Annotated in this window: 14 protein-coding genes; 6 read left to right on the top strand and 8 right to left on the bottom strand. The window is 68.4% G+C overall.

The genetic code is table 11. The features are described from left to right. The first annotated feature begins 5 nt into the window (after positions 1-5). Positions 6-1,124: a dual-specificity RNA methyltransferase RlmN gene (gene rlmN, locus AC0662_RS33275; RefSeq protein WP_452204527.1), complete on the top strand. Its 1,119-nt coding sequence runs from the start codon at positions 6-8 to the stop codon at positions 1,122-1,124. Beyond that, on the top strand, positions 1,124-1,630 hold the full coding sequence (locus AC0662_RS33270) for a DivIVA domain-containing protein (protein ID WP_478305644.1): 507 nt from the start codon (positions 1,124-1,126) through the stop codon (positions 1,628-1,630). The genes rlmN and AC0662_RS33270 overlap by 1 nt, the downstream gene beginning before the upstream one ends. Here AC0662_RS33270 and AC0662_RS33265 read toward each other — a convergent pair. Beyond that, complete coding sequence (locus AC0662_RS33265) at positions 1,614-2,309, bottom strand: alpha/beta fold hydrolase (RefSeq protein ID WP_478305642.1); 696 nt, start codon at positions 2,307-2,309, stop codon at positions 1,614-1,616. The two genes, AC0662_RS33270 and AC0662_RS33265, sit on opposite strands and share 17 nt — an antisense overlap. An 85-nt stretch (positions 2,310-2,394) precedes the next feature. Between AC0662_RS33265 and pdxY the strand changes: the two genes are divergently transcribed. Then, complete coding sequence (gene pdxY, locus AC0662_RS33260) at positions 2,395-3,246, top strand: pyridoxal kinase PdxY (protein WP_478305640.1); 852 nt, start codon at positions 2,395-2,397, stop codon at positions 3,244-3,246. Here the strand turns inward: pdxY and AC0662_RS33255 are convergent, their stop codons facing one another. After that, the gene (locus AC0662_RS33255; protein WP_478306073.1) at positions 3,247-4,335 is read right to left on the bottom strand and encodes an LOG family protein; all 1,089 of its coding nucleotides are present in this window, start codon (positions 4,333-4,335) and stop codon (positions 3,247-3,249) included. Between the two features lie 60 nt (positions 4,336-4,395). On the opposite strand from AC0662_RS33255, the gene AC0662_RS33250 reads away from it, so the two are divergent. After that, a complete protein-coding gene (locus AC0662_RS33250) occupies positions 4,396-5,685 on the top strand; it encodes an aspartate aminotransferase family protein (protein WP_452204531.1) in 1,290 nt (429 codons plus the stop codon). Here the strand turns inward: AC0662_RS33250 and AC0662_RS33245 are convergent. Then, entirely contained in the window at positions 5,669-7,126 is a 1,458-nt protein-coding gene (locus AC0662_RS33245; RefSeq protein ID WP_478305638.1) for an FAD-dependent monooxygenase, read from the bottom strand. The two genes, AC0662_RS33250 and AC0662_RS33245, sit on opposite strands and share 17 nt — an antisense overlap. Positions 7,127-7,219: 93 nt before the next feature. On the opposite strand from AC0662_RS33245, the gene AC0662_RS33240 reads away from it, so the two are divergent. Continuing rightward, positions 7,220-7,873, top strand: coding sequence for a TetR/AcrR family transcriptional regulator C-terminal domain-containing protein (locus AC0662_RS33240; protein ID WP_478305636.1), 654 nt, complete (start codon positions 7,220-7,222; stop codon positions 7,871-7,873). 35 nt (positions 7,874-7,908) lie between these two features. Here the strand turns inward: AC0662_RS33240 and AC0662_RS33235 are convergent, their stop codons facing one another. From AC0662_RS33235 to AC0662_RS33215, 5 genes are all read right to left on the bottom strand, one after another. Beyond that, the gene (locus AC0662_RS33235; RefSeq protein ID WP_452204534.1) at positions 7,909-8,790 is read right to left on the bottom strand and encodes an amino acid ABC transporter permease; all 882 of its coding nucleotides are present in this window, start codon (positions 8,788-8,790) and stop codon (positions 7,909-7,911) included. Then, positions 8,790-9,437 (bottom strand): amino acid ABC transporter permease, encoded by a 648-nt coding sequence (locus AC0662_RS33230; protein ID WP_452204535.1) that lies wholly within the window; start codon positions 9,435-9,437, stop codon positions 8,790-8,792. Before AC0662_RS33230 ends, AC0662_RS33235 begins: the two co-directional genes overlap by 1 nt. A gap of 75 nt (positions 9,438-9,512) precedes the next feature. Next, complete coding sequence (locus AC0662_RS33225) at positions 9,513-10,436, bottom strand: glutamate ABC transporter substrate-binding protein (RefSeq protein ID WP_452204536.1); 924 nt, start codon at positions 10,434-10,436, stop codon at positions 9,513-9,515. 70 nt (positions 10,437-10,506) lie between these two features. Next, a complete protein-coding gene (locus AC0662_RS33220) occupies positions 10,507-11,268 on the bottom strand; it encodes an amino acid ABC transporter ATP-binding protein (RefSeq protein WP_478305634.1) in 762 nt (253 codons plus the stop codon). 142 nt (positions 11,269-11,410) lie between these two features. Continuing rightward, positions 11,411-13,117: a sigma-54-dependent Fis family transcriptional regulator gene (locus AC0662_RS33215; protein ID WP_478305632.1), complete on the bottom strand. Its 1,707-nt coding sequence runs from the start codon at positions 13,115-13,117 to the stop codon at positions 11,411-11,413. Between the two features lie 139 nt (positions 13,118-13,256). On the opposite strand from AC0662_RS33215, the gene AC0662_RS33210 reads away from it, so the two are divergent. Continuing rightward, complete coding sequence (locus tag AC0662_RS33210; RefSeq protein WP_478305630.1) at positions 13,257-14,891, top strand: ferritin family protein; 1,635 nt, start codon at positions 13,257-13,259, stop codon at positions 14,889-14,891. Positions 14,892-14,894: the final 3 nt, after the last annotated feature.

The raw sequence follows: 14,894 nt of genomic DNA, 5'->3' as shown, positions 1-14,894 counted from the left end.
CGGTTATGACTACTTCGCTTCCCCTCGTGTTCGATGAGCCGCGCCGCGCCAAGAAGCCCCCGCGGCACCTCGCCGATCTCACCGGGGAGGAGCGGCGGACGGCGGTCACGGCGCTGGGCGAGCCCGCGTTCCGGGCGAAGCAGCTGTCCAATCACTACTTCTCCCGGCTGACGTCCGACCCGGCCGAGATGACCGATCTGCCGGCCGCGACCCGCGACAAGCTGGTCGGCGAGCTGATGCCGCCGCTGCTGCACCGGGTGCGGGACATGGAGTGCGACAACGGGCAGACCCGCAAGACGCTCTGGAAGCTTCTCGACGGCTCGCTCGTCGAGTCGGTCCTGATGCGCTACCCGGGCCGCGCCACGATGTGCGTATCGTCGCAGGCCGGCTGCGGGATGGCGTGCCCGTTCTGCGCGACCGGTCAGGGCGGCCTGACGCGGAACATGTCGACCGCGGAGATTGTCGAGCAGGTCGTCGACGGTGCGCGGGCGCTGGCGCGCGGTGAGATCGCCGGCGGCCCCGGCCGAGTCTCGAACATCGTGTTCATGGGCATGGGCGAGCCGATGGCGAACTACAAGGCCGTCATGGGCGCCGTACGCCGGTTCACGGACCCGTCGCCGGAGGGCCTGGGGATCTCGGCCCGCGGCGTGACCGTGTCGACGGTCGGGCTGGTGCCGCGGATCAACCAGCTCGCGACCGAGGGCATCCCGGTCACGCTCGCGCTGTCGCTGCACGCGCCGGACGACGAGCTGCGCGACGAGCTGGTGCCGATCAACAACCGCTGGAAGGTCGACGAGGTGCTGGATGCGGCGTGGGGGTACGCGCAGCAGACCAAGCGCCGGGTGTCGATCGAGTACGCGATGATCCGGGACATCAACGACCACGCCTGGCGGGCCGACCTGCTGGCGGAGAAGCTGACCGCGCGGGGCGACTGGGGCTGGGTGCACGTCAACCTGATCCCGCTGAACCCGACGCCCGGCTCGAAGTGGACCGCCTCCGACCCGGCCGACGAGCGCGAGTTCGTCCGGCGGCTCGAAGCAGGCGGCGTACCGACGACCGTCCGTGACACCCGCGGTCAGGAGATCGACGGCGCCTGCGGGCAGCTCGCCGCGTCCGAGTCCTGATGCTGAAGCCCGCGTTCTCCGTGCGCCGGATCGGCCAGCGGTACGACCGCGGGCAGGTCGATGCGCTCGTCGAACGCCTCCTCGCCACGGTCGAGCGCCGGTCGACGGGACCGGCCCTGACTGCCGACGAGCTGCGCAACGCAGCATTCCGTACGCCGTTGTTCGGCGTGGGCTACCCGGTCGACGAGGTCGACGACTTCCTGATGGACGCGGAGCGGTGGCTGCCGGATCGTCCGGTCGCCGCGCCCGCGCCGGCCGTGGGGGAGCGGACGGCGCCGCTGTTCACGCCGGTGCGGTTGCGCGAGGGATACGCGCCGTACGAGGTCGACGAGTTCATCGACCGGTTGCTGGCGACCGTGAACGGGCTGCCGGTGGAGCGTCCGGTGACGGTCCGGGAGATCCGGCGGGTCCAGTTCACCCCGGTGCGGCTGACCGAGGGGTACGACGTGGAGCAGGTGGACGCGTTCCTCGACACCGCCGAGGGATGGCTCAGCGGACCTCGGTGAGGATCTTCGCCAGCGCTTCGGGCTGCGAGAACATCGGCCAGTGACCGGTGTTCAGCTCGACGAGCTCCCAGGACGGGGACCGGAGTTGCTCGAGCACGACGGATGACGGCGTCGCGCCGTCCATCAGGCACTTGATGTAGGTGCTGGGGAGATCGCCGATCGGTCGCACGAGGTACGCCGGCTCGGTGATCGCCCGGCCGGGATGCGGCGTACCGCGCTCCAGGATCAGCGCGATCGCCTCGTCCGTGAGGTCCTGGTCGACGTAGTCCTCGGTCGTGAGTGGTGGCCAATAGCCGCCGGACTGTTCCATCTGGCCGCGCACCCAGGCCTGCCCTTCCGCGGACCAGCCGTCCACGAACGACTGCCCGTCGGTCGGGATGTTCGAGTCGACGTACACCACCCGCCGCAGCCGGTCGCCGATCCGCGCCGCCGCCTGCCCGACCGGGATCCCCGAGTAGCTGTGGCCCACGAGCACGACGTCTCGCAGATCCTCCGACTCGATCACCGCGACGATGTCCTCGACGTGCTGCTGCTGACCCGCGTCCACACCGCTCCGCTCAGCCAGCCCACTCAACGTCACCGCCCACACCCCGTGCCCCTGGTCGCGCAGCACTTCCGCCACCCCGTCCCAGGCCCAAGCCCCCAACCAAGCCCCCGGCACCACCACAAAATCCGTCACCCCGAGCACGCTAAACCACCCCACCGACAAACTGCCTTCCCCTACCAGGAGAAGGCTGCTGAGGGGTGGGTGGGATGATCGATTGGTGAAGATCCTGTCTATTCAGTCGGCGGTTGCGTTCGGGCATGTGGGGAACTCGGCGGCCGTGTTTCCGCTGCAGCGGATTGGCGTGGAGGTGCTGCCGGTCTACACGGTGAACTTCTCGAACCACACCGGCTACGGGGCGTGGCGTGGGCCGATGATCAGTCCGGACGACGTGCGCGAGGTTCTCCTGGGCATCGAGGAGCGCGGCGTCCTTCCGCAGATCGACGTGGTGCTGTCCGGGTATCAGGGCGGCGAGGGGATCGCTGACGTGATCCTGGAGACCGTGCAGCGCGTGAAGGCGGCCAACCCCACGGCGGTGTACTCCTGCGACCCGGTGATGGGCAACGCGAAGTCCGGGTGCTTCGTCGCTCCGGCCATCCCGGTGCTGCTGCGCGACCGGGTGGTTCCGGCGGCCGACATCATCACGCCCAACCAGTTCGAGCTGGGCTTCCTGACCAACACCGAGCCGGACACGCTCGAGTCCACGCTGGAGTCGGTGAAGCTGGTCCGTGAGACCGGGCCGCGCACGGTGCTCGTCACCAGCGTGGAGCGCCCGGACCGCGAGGACGGCACGATCGAGATGCTGGCGGTCGACGACAGCGGTGCGTGGCTCGTGCAGACGCCGTACATCCCGATGAAGGCGAACGGGTCGGGTGACGTGACCGCGGCGCTGTTCACGGCGCACTACCGCCGTACGGGCGATCTCTCGGATGCGCTGGCGCGGACGACGTCGAGCGTGTTCGATCTGCTCACGCGCACCCACGAGTCGGGGCAGCGTGAGCTGCAGCTCGTCGAGTCGCAGGACGCGTACGCCAACCCGAAGATGCAGTTCACGCCGCAGCGCGTCGCCTGATCAGCTCACGAGTTCGGCGGCCTCGTCGACGGTGTCGACGAGGCGGATCGACGTACCCATCGGGCGGTCTGCGGCGAGGGACTGGAGGAGGGGCCAGACGGGCAGCTTCTCGGTCCAGTGCGCCACGTCGACGAGGATGAGCGGGATCTGGGTGGCCGCGTCGCCGTAGTAGTTCGGCGTGACGGCCTGGAAGACCTCCTGGACGGTGCCGGCCGCGCCCGGGAGGTAGATGATGCCGCCGCGGGCCCGGCTGAGCAGGACGTCCTCGCGCTGCGCGTTCGAGAAGTACTTCGCGATCGCGGACGCGAACACGTTCGGCGGCTCGTGGCCGTAGAACCATGTCGGGATCGACACGCCACCGTCGCCGGGGAACGCCCGCCGTACGTCGAGACCCGCCTCGGCCCACGCGGCGATCGACGGGCGGAACGACGGTACTGCGCTCAGCGCCGCCAGCGCGGAGTCGACAGCGGCATCGTCGTACGACGCCAGCGACGCGCCGAGGTTGGCGGCTTCCATCGCGCCCGGACCGCCGCCGGTGACGACCAGGCGGCCGCGGCGAGCCAGCGTCCGGCCGAGCAGGACCGCGGAGCGGTAGTTCGCGTCACCCCGCAGTACGCCGTGACCGCCCATCACCCCGACCCATGGCTTGTCGTCGGGGAGTTCGGTGAGCGCGTCGGCGATCGCGTGGTCGTGGAGCGCCGCTGCGAGGGTCCGGCTGGTGTCGCCCTTCTCGTCGTGCTGCCGGGACCAGGCGTAGATCCGGGCGTCCGGCGTGGCGTCGTACCCGTGCTCGAGGCCGGCGAACAGCTCGTCGGCGTCGTACAGCCGCCCGCGGTACGCGTCGAACGGCAGCGCCGGGATCGCCGGGAACACCAGCCCGCCGCCGTCGCGGACCCATCCGTCGGCCTTCTCCTCCAGCGCGCAGCCGAGGAACACCGAGCCCATCGGGTTCAGCCCGACCAGTTCCGCCGTCCGCCCGGTCAGGTCGACCGACTGGATCCGCCAGCCGGCCATCGTGGTGGCGCCCGCGGCCAGCACCCGGTCGAACTGCTCCAGGGACTCGATGTCCACATGCGGAATGCTCGGCATCGTCACGGAGAGCACCCTAGCTGGATAGACGTGCACTATCAGTTGAGGTAATGGTTGGACATGACACATGCGGAGCTCTGGGAGCGTCACAAGGCCGTCATGCCGGCTTGGCTCGCGTTGTACTACGAGGAGCCGATCGAGATCGTGGAGGGATCCGGACGCCGGGTCACCGACGGTGAGGGGAACACCTACCTCGACTTCTTCGCCGGCATCCTGACCAATGCGATCGGGTACGACATCGCGGAGATCTCCGACGCGGTCCGCGAGCAGCTCGGGTCCGGGATCGCGCACACCTCGACGGTGTACCTGATCCGCAAGCAGATCGAGCTGGCCGAGCAGATCGCCGAGCTGTCCGGGATCCCGGAAGCGAAGGTGTTCTTCGCGAACTCCGGCACCGAGGCGAACGAGACAGCGCTGCTGCTCGCCACCCAGAACCGCCGCTCCAACCAGGTGCTGGCGATGCGCAACTCGTACCACGGCCGCGCGTTCGGCACCGTGGCGATCACCGGCAACCGCGGCTGGTCCGCGAGCAGCCTGTCCCCGGTGAACGTGCAGTACCTGCAGGGCGCGTACCGGTACCGCAGCCCGTTCAAGGACCTGCCCGACGCGGAGTACATCAAGGTCTGCGTCGACGACCTGCGCAACGTCATCGAGACCACGACGGCCGGCGACGTGGCCTGTCTGATCGCCGAACCGATCCAGGGTGTCGGCGGGTTCTCCTCGCCGCCCGACGGTCTGTACGCCGCGTTCAAGGAGGTCCTGGACGAGTACGGGATCCTCTTCATCTCCGACGAGGTGCAGACCGGGTGGGGCCGGACCGGTGACCACTTCTGGGGGATCCAGGCGCATGGCGTCGTGCCGGACGCGATGACGTTCGCGAAGGGGCTCGGCAACGGGTTCGCGATCGGCGGCGTCGTTGCGCGCGGCGACCTGATGGACAGCATCAAGGCGAACTCGCTGTCGACGTTCGGCGGCAACCCGATCTCCACCAGCGCGGCGAAGGCGACGATCGACTACCTGCTCGACAAGGACCTGCAGGCGAACGCGGCCAAGCGCGGCGCCCAGCTCGCCGACGGTCTGCGCGGTATCTCCGACGAGTACCCCGAGCTGGGCGACGTCCGCGGCAAGGGCCTGATGCTGGCGGCCGAGATCGTCAAACCCGACGACAACAGCCCCGACCCCGCCGCGACCGCCAAGCTCCAACAGGAGACGAAGAACCGCGGCCTGCTGGTCGGCAAGGGCGGCCTCTACGGCAACGTCCTCCGGATGGCCCCGCCGATGACGCTGACCGAGGAAGAAGCCGGCGAGGCTCTGGAGATCATCCGCGACTCCTTCAACACCCTGCGCTGAACCAGGTGGCCATCGCCTCGTCCAGTCCTTCGGTGGAGAGCTCGTCCGTGGCCCAGGCGACGTAGCCGTCCGGTCGGATCAGTACTGCGCTCGGTACGGCGACGTCGCCGACGCCCGGCACGGTCCAGCTGTCACTGGCGCACTGCGCCTGGATCTGGTCGATGCGGTCGCTCGACGGCACGGCACTGCCGTGGAGCGACAGCAGAACGGGTCGGCCGCCGCGGAGCAGTTGATGGACGCGGGTGGCCTCACCGGCGACGGTGAGGTCCGCGTCCGGAACGCGGCGTCCGGTCAGGACGTGATCGCCCTTGACGTCGTACCGGAGGTCGAGGGCGGTGATCATCAGGCCGAGCCGCCGGCGTACGTCGTCGATCTCGAGCAGCCCGCTGAACGTGTCGCGCAGCGCGTCCACGTGCTGGCCGGGCCGTGAGAGGGCGGTCTGCGCGCGGGTGTTGTGCAATACGTTGGCAGCGACCGGGTACCGCTCGGCCTGGTAGCTGTCCAGCAGTTCGCTCGACGCGTGACCCCGCACGACGGACGCGAGTTTCCACCCGAGATTGACCGCGTCCTGTACGCCGAGGTTCAGTCCCTGACCGCCCGCGGGGAAGTGGATGTGGGCGGCGTCCCCGGCGAGGAACACCCGGCCCTCGCGGTACCGGTCGGCCTGTCGTGCCGCGTCGCCGTACTGCGAGACCCACCGCGGACTGTGCATCCCGTAGTCGGTCCCCGCGACCTCGCGGAACGAGTCGCGGAACTCCTCGAACGTCGGCTCGTGCGCACGATCGACCACGCGGTCGTACCGCTGCACCATCATCCGGTACCAACCCGGCTGGAACTGGATCACCGAGTAGTCACCGGGACCGCTCCGCCGCCCGAAGACCGTGCCGGCGGGCGGCTCGGCGAGCTCTGCGTCGAGCAGCATTCCGGTCATCGTCGCGTCGGTGCCGCCGAACCCGATGCCGGCCATTTTGCGGACGGTACTGCGTCCGCCGTCGCACCCGACCAGGTACGAGCACCGGATCACGCCGCCGTCCGGGCCGCCGACCTCGACCTCGACACCGGCGTCGTCCTGACGGAACCCGCGGACCGGCGCGGACCACCGCACGACGGCGCCGAGGTCGGTCGCATAGGTCTCGAGCTCGCGTTCGATCACGGCCTGCACGATGCCGAGCGTGTACGGGTAGCGGGTCGGGAAGTCGCTGAAGTCCATCGGTACGCCGCCGAAGTGGCCCGCCTGGATCACCCGGCCGTGCGGCAAGAGGCGCTCCATCAGGCCGCGCTGGTCGAAGATCTCCATCGTGCGGGCGTGAATGCCGCCCGCCCGCGACTCACCCGTCCGCGCCGGCAGCGCGTCCAGCACGAGGACGTCGATCCCGGCCAGGCGCAGCTCGGCGGCCAGCATCAGTCCGGTCGGCCCGGCGCCGGCGATCACCACATCCATGAGGGCATCTCCTTAATGTCGTTCGATTTCCTTTAACGCTGTTAAGGAGAGCAAAACGTTGTTAAGGTTGTCAAGGACGAACAGGAGACCGACGTGAAACTCGATGCCAGGACCATCGCCACCGCGGCGCTGCCGCTGCTCGACGACGGCGGGGTCGACGGCCTGACCATGCGCAAGGTGGCGGGCGCCCTCGGCGTCCAGGCGCCGGCGCTGTACTGGCACGTCAAGAACAAGCGCGAACTGCTGGACGCGATGGCGCGCGTGCTGTTCGTCAGTGCCGTCGAAGGAGTCGAGGCGCCGCGGCGCGGGACGGACTGGCAGGACTGGCTGATCGACCTGGCGGGGCGGCTGCGCAAGGCCCTGCTGCGGTACCGCGACGGCGCCCGCGTGCTCGCCGGGACCAATGTCAGCGACGAGTCCATGTGGCGGGTGACCGAGCTGACGCTGCGCACGCTGGAAGACGCCGGGTTCTCGGCGCGCGACGTCACCCGGGTGTTCCCGATCCTGCTGCACTACACGGTCGGCTACGTCATCGAGGAGCAGGCGCAGACCGGTGTCGACTATCCCGACGGCAATCCGTACCAACCGGATCAGATCCGGGAGTTCGTCGACGCCGAGCGCTATCCCTTGACGTCGCGCATGGTCGTCGACGTCTTCGCCTCTGATCCCGACGCCGAGTTCGAGCACGGTCTGCGCGTGATCCTGGCCGGCGTCCGAGCGACGTACGACATCCGCCCCGGGAACTGAGAAGGCCCCTCCGCGGGTGCGGAAGGGCCTTCGGGTCAGATGCGGGCGCCCGGATCGAGGCCGGAGGCCTGGTCGGGCGCGTCGACGATCGGCGGCGGGGCGCCGGTCACCTTGCGGCGGCGCCGCGAGCGGCCCTCGAGGTACTTGGCGAGCAGCGAGAGCAGCGAGCACAGACCGATGTAGATGATCGCGATCACGATGTACGTCGGGATGTACGGGAACCCGTACGTGAGACGGCCGCCCATCTGGCGTCCGACGTACAGCAGCTCCGCGTAGGTGATGATGAACCCGAGGGCGGTGTCCTTCAGCAGCACGACCAGCTGGCTGACGATCGCCGGGAGCATCGAGCTGATGGCCTGCGGCAACAGCACCAGCCGGACCACCTGGTTCTTCCGCAGCCCGATCGCGTACGCCGCCTCGCGCTGACCCTTCGGTACGGCGGCGATGCCGGCCCGGAAGATCTCCGCCAGGACCGAGCCGTTGTACAGCGTCAGACCGAAGACGACCGCCCAGAACGGGCCCAGACCGAGCTGGAACTGGATGCTGCCGTAGTAGAAGAAGAACATCAGGATCAGCAGCGGGATCGCCCGGAACAGCTCGACGATCAACGTGGCCGGGGTCCGTAGCCAGGCGTGATCACTGATCCGCGCGGCCGCGAAGACCGCACCGAACAGCAGCGCGAAGACCGTGGCGAGTCCGGCGGCCTTCAGGGTGTTGACCAGACCGTCCAGCAGCTGGTTCTGGATCGCCGTGTACTGGAACTGCCGCCAGAGCCGGCTCTCGAACTGGCCGTTGACGTACAGACGGTGGATCAGCCAGGCGATCGCGCCGGCCAGCAGCACCAGGACGACGACGTTGAAGATCCGGTTGCGGAACTTCCCGCGGGGTCCGGGGGACTCGTACAGAACAGAGCTCATCAGGCCACCGCCGTCCGTCGTTCGGCCCATCGTTGCAGGAAGATCAGCGGCACGATCAGGATCAGGAACCCGATCGCGATCCAGGTCAGCGTGAGCAGCTGGTTCTCACCGCGCTCGGACATCGACGCCGGGATCGAGCCGGCCTCCGCGACCGAGAAGCCGGCCGCGATCGTGGTGTTCTTCAGCAACGCGATCAGCACACTCATCAGCGGCGGGATGATCGCCCGGAAGGCCTGCGGCAGCACGACGATCGTCAGCACCTGCACGAACGACATACCGACCGCGCGGGCCGCCTCGGACTGGCCCGGCGAGATCGTGTTGACACCGGCCCGGACCACCTCGCAGATGAAGGCCGACGTGTAGATCGTCAGCGCGCCGACGCCGGTCCAGAACGGGTTCGGCAGCGCGAGGTGCATCTTGGCGGCGCCGAAGAACAGGAACGCGAAGACCAGCGTGAGCGGGGTGTTCCGCAGGATGTTGACGTAGCCGGTGCCGATGCCGCGCAGGGCGGGCACCGGGGAGACCCGGAACGCGCCCAGCACGGTGCCGAACACCAGGCTGAGCACGCCGGACACCACGAACAACCGGATCGTCAGCCAGAAACCGTCCCGGAACAACGGCCAGTTGTCGGTAAGGACCGAGAACATCGCGACCTTCCTCTTGCCTACAGGTACACAGCCCGGCCGCGGCGCCCGTGCGGGACGCCGCGGCCGGCTGATGGATCAGTACTTCTCGAGCGGCGGCGGGGTCGAGTCGGAACCCGACTTGCCGAGCGTCTCGTCGTAGATCGCCTTCCAGGAGCCGTCGGAGGCGGACTTCTCCAGGATGGTGTTCACCTGGGTGCGCAGCGCCTTGTCGGCCAGCGGCAGGCCGATGCCGTACTTCTCGGTGCTGAACGGCTTGCCGACCACGCGCAGCTCGTCGGGCGCGGTGGCCGCGTAGCCCTTGAGGATCGCGTCGTCGGTGGTGACGGTGTCGACCTTCTTGTCCAGCAGCTGGGAGACGCACTCCGAGTAGGTCTTGAACTCGGAGATGTTGCTCGCCTCGGTCAGCTGCTCGTCCTTGACCCGCTGGATCGGGGTCGAACCGGTCGCCGAGCAGACCTTCTTGCCCTTCAGCGCGGTCTTGCCGGCGTCCATCGAGGTGTCGTCCTTGCGGACCAGCAGGTCCTGGCCGGCGATGAAGTACGGCCCGGCGAACGAGACCTGCTTCTTGCGCTTGTCGGTGATCGAGTAGGTCCCGACGTAGTAGTCGATCTCACCACCGGCGATCGCGGTCTCGCGGTTCGCCGACGGGATCTCCTTGTACTCGATCTTGTCGGGGTCCAGACCGAGGCCGGCCGAGACCATCCGGGCGACCTCGATGTCGAAGCCGCAGCGCTTGCCGTTGGCGTCCTTGTAGCCGAGGTTCGGCTGGTCGGCCTTGACGCCGACGATCAGGTTGCCGCGGGACTGCGCCTTGGTGAAGGCCGGGCTGCCGGCCACCGCGACACCGCTCGCGGTGTCGAACTTGTGCAGGTCGCCGCACGAGTCCGAGGCGCTGCCACCGTTACTGCCGCCGGCGGCGGGCTCGTCCTTGCCACAGGCACCGGCGGTGAGCGCGAGCGCCGCGACGCCGAAGACGGCGACGAGGTTGCGCATTCTCATGATCAGGTTCCCCTTCGTTGGTTACTACAGCTACGTCGCGGGTTGAGCCGCGGGCGGACCGTGCGGCGGGTCAGTGCTTGAGGATCTTGCCGAGGAAGTCCTGGGCGCGCCGCGAGGTCGGGTTGGTGAAGAACGTCTCCGGGTCGGACTGCTCGACGATCTCGCCGTCGGCCATGAACACCACCCGGTTCGCCGCGGTCCGGGCGAAGCCCATCTCGTGGGTCACCACGACCATCGTCATGCCCTGCTTGGCCAGGTCGATCATCACTTCGAGGACCTCCTGGATCATCTCCGGGTCGAGCGCCGAGGTGGGCTCGTCGAAGAGGATCACCTTCGGGTCCATGGCCAGCGCCCGCGCGATCGCCACCCGCTGCTGCTGACCACCGGACAGCTGCGCCGGGTACTTCTCGGCCTGGCTGGCCACCCCCACCCGCTCCAGCAGTTCCATCGCCCGCTTCTCGGCGGTCTTGGTGTCGGTCCGGCGGACCTTGGTCGGGCCGAGGGTGACGTTCTGCAGGATCGTCTTGTGCGCGAACAGGTTGAACGACTGGAACACCATGCCGACGTCGGCGCGCAGCTTGGCCAGCGACTTGCCCTCGCTGGGCAGCGGCTGACCGTCGAGCGTGATGCTGCCGGAGTCGATCGGCTCCAGCCGGTTGATCGCGCGGCAGAGCGTCGACTTACCGGACCCGGACGGCCCGATCACCACGACGACCTCGCCCTGGTCGATGGACAGATTGATGTCCTTCAGGACGTGCAGCTCGCCGAAATGTTTGTTGACGCCGGACAGCGCCACCAGTCCGGTTTTCGTCAGGGTGCCGGAATCGCTCATGGCCAGAACCTACTGGAGCCGGGGGTGAGGCCGCAGGCCCGGGTGGTTCCACGGTGGTAACGATCTGCAATAAACCGGCGCGGATCGTAGTGGCGCGATCACGGATCGTTCATCGCTGATCGTTTCTGAGCGACCGGCCGGGTCAGGTGACTATTCCGTACTCGCGGATCTTGCGGTAAATGGTCGCTCGCGACATCCCGAGCGCGGCGGCCGCCGCCTTCTTGTCACCGTCGTACGTCGACAGCGCGTCGACGACCGCGTCGCGCTCGAGGGCCTCGATCGCGGTCAGCTGGCGGCGCGTGGTGGCCCGGCACTCGGGCGGAAGGTCGGCCAGCTCGACCACGCCGGACCGCCGGCGCCGGGCGACCGCGGCCAGGACCGACCGAAGGTGCGTGATGTTCCCCGACCACGGCAGCCGCATCAGCTGATTCATCGTGGCGGTGGAGAACGTCAGACCGTTGATCCCGGCCTTCGCGAGCAGCGACCGGACCAGCGCCGGTACGTCCTCGACATGGTGACGAAGCGGCGGTACCTCGACGGTCCGCGGGAAGAACGCCAGCAGCTCGTCGGCGATCTCGGACCGGTCGGCGGGCAGCGTGAGCGCGACCCAGGCGTCCCCCGCGATCGCGCCGTCCCGGACGGTCTGCAGCAGCTCGGTCAGGCCGTCGAGGAGCTCGCCAGTCAGCAGGTGCGCCCGCCGGATGATCAGGTCGGAACCGGCCTCCAGCTCCGCCCGCGCCTCGGTCGGCAGGTCGTCGCCGGTGACCGCGGGATCGAGTACGGCGAGCCGTCGCTCGGGCGCCACGTGGCGGCGTACCGCTCTAAGGAGTGACAGCTTGCCGGCGCCGGGCTCGCCCTCGGCGATCAGCCACTCGGATCGGCCGCACGCGTTCAGCAGTTCTTGGACGACGTGCTGCCAGACCGCGCTGGTCCCGGTCGTGCCGGGAATCAACGGCGCGCGAGCGACGTGCTGGCTGCGAGCCGGGCCCCGCTGCTCCTTGATCTGGATCACCCCGCCGGCCAGGGTGTCGCCGACGAACGTCGGGCGGTACGCCAGTCGCGCGGTCGTCCCACTGGGCAGGTCGGTGAGGAAGATCAGCGGCTTGGTCCCGCCCCGGGCGTCGCGGGTGCGGTCGATCAGCGCCGCCTGGTCGCCGGCGTCGAACCGGGCCTGCGCGTACGAGTTCATCATGAACACCTCGTCGCCGAGCGCGAGCACCGGACCGCCGCTGTGCCGGCAGGCCGCGTAGTAGTCGCTCAGCAAGGCGTGGTCGAGCGCGTTCGCCTCCTCGACGACGCGTTCGTGGATCCGCCGCGCGGCCAGCTTGGCGAACGACAGCAGGATCGAGTTCGCGTTCCGGGCCTGGGTCGTGATGTCGAGGACGCCGAGCAGACCGCCGGTGACGGGATGCGTGATCGGAGCGCCGGCGCAGGAGAACATCCGCAGTTTCCCGTTGTAGTGCTCGGCGCCGTCGATCTGGATCGGCCCGCACACCTCGAGCGCCGTACCGATGCCGTTGGTGCCGACCGCGGACTCGGCGTACTGGAAACCGGGCGCCAGGTCGACCGAGTCCAGCCTGCGCAGCAGGGCCGGGTCGCCGCCGCGGCGGTCGAGGACGACCCCCTTCGCGTCGGTCAGGATGATGCAGACCGGCTCGTTGTGCAGCTCCGACGAGAGCGCGTCGATGACCGGCCGGGCCGCGCGCATCAGCGTGGTCTCGCGGTCGATCCGGTCGAAGTACTTCGGGGCGGGGCGGTCGATGTCGACCTGAGACGCATGAGATCGCTCCCACGAGAACCGGATCTCCGTTCTCGGTGTTGCAGCGCGGACCGGCTGCGCAGCGCCCATGGCATCTCCTTCACGTCCGTCACCAGCGGAGTTCCCACCACGGTAGCGGCCCAGTGTGTGACCGCCATCTCACATTGAGACACGCAGACATCGATTCGGCGGCTTTCATCTCTTCTCAACCCCGATGAGGAGGCCCACATTGAGCAGGCAGAGTCTCACCAAGGCCCACGCCAAGATCACCGAGTTGTCCTGGGAACCGACGTTCGCGACCCCGGCGACCCGGTTCGGCACCGACTACACCTTCGAGAAGGCGCCGAAGAAGGACCCGCTGAAGCAGATCATGCGGTCCTACTTCCCGATGGAGGAGGAGAAGGACAACCGCGTGTACGGCGCCGTGGACGGCGCGATCCGCGGCAACATGTTCCGCCAGGTGCAGCAGCGCTGGCTGGAGTGGCAGAAGCTGTTCCTGAGCATCATCCCGTTCCCGGAGATCTCCGCGGCCCGGGCGATGCCGATGGCGATCGACGCCGTACCGAACCCGGAGATCCACAACGGGCTCGCCGTCCAGATGATCGACGAGGTCAGGCACTCGACGATCCAGATGAACCTCAAGCGCCTGTACATGAACAACTACATCGACCCGGCCGGGTTCGACATGACCGAGAAGGCGTTCGCGAACAACTACGCGGGCACCATCGGCCGGCAGTTCGGTGAGGGGTTCATCACCGGTGACGCGATCACCGCGGCGAACATCTACCTGACCGTGGTCGCGGAGACCGCGTTCACCAACACCCTGTTCGTCGCGATGCCGGACGAGGCCGCCGCGAACGGCGACTACCTGTTGCCGACGGTGTTCCACTCGGTGCAGTCCGACGAGTCCCGGCACATCAGCAACGGCTACTCGATCCTGCTGATGGCGCTGGCCGACGAGCGCAACCGGCCGCTGCTGGAGCGCGACCTGCGCTACGCCTGGTGGAACAACCACTGCGTCGTGGACGCGGCCATCGGCACGTTCATCGAGTACGGCACGAAGGACCGCCGCAAGGACCGGGAGAGCTATGCCGAGATGTGGCGCCGGTGGATCTACGACGACTACTACCGCAGCTATCTGCTGCCGCTGGAGAAGTACGGTCTCACGATTCCGCACGACCTGGTCGAGGAAGCGTGGAACCGGATCACCAACAAGGGCTACGTGCACGAGGTGGCCCGGTTCTTCGCGACCGGCTGGCCGGTGAACTACTGGCGGATCGACGCGATGACCGACAAGGACTTCGAGTGGTTCGAGGAGAAGTACCCCGGCTGGTACTCGAAGTACGGCAAGTGGTGGGAGAACTACAACCGGCTGGCGTACCCCGGTAAGAACAAGCCGATCGCGTTCGAGGAGGTCGGGTACCAGTACCCGCACCGCTGCTGGACCTGCATGGTGCCGGCGCTGATCCGCGAGGACATGGTGGTCGAGAAGGTCGACGACCAGTGGCGCACGTACTGCTCGGAGACCTGTTACTGGACCGACGCGGTCGCCTTCCGCAGCGAGTACGACGGCCGGCCGACGCCGAACATGGGCCGGCTGACCGGCTTCCGCGAGTGGGAGACGCTGCACCACAACAAGGACCTCGCCGACATCGTCCAGGACCTCGGGTACGTGCGCGACGACGGCAAGACGCTGATCGGTCAGCCGCACCTGGACCTCGACGACCCGAAGAAGCTGTGGACCCTCGACGACGTCCGCGGCAACACGTTCATGAGCCCGAACGTGCTGCTGAACGAGATGTCCGACGCGGAGCGCGAGGCCCACGTGGCGGCGTACAGGGCCAACGGAACCAAGGTCGCCTGAGGA

It is taken from the genome of Kribbella sp. NPDC043289, from assembly GCF_056436705.1.
The sequence above is the reverse complement of the archived record's forward strand: the minus strand, read 5'-3'. Positions and strand labels throughout refer to the sequence as shown.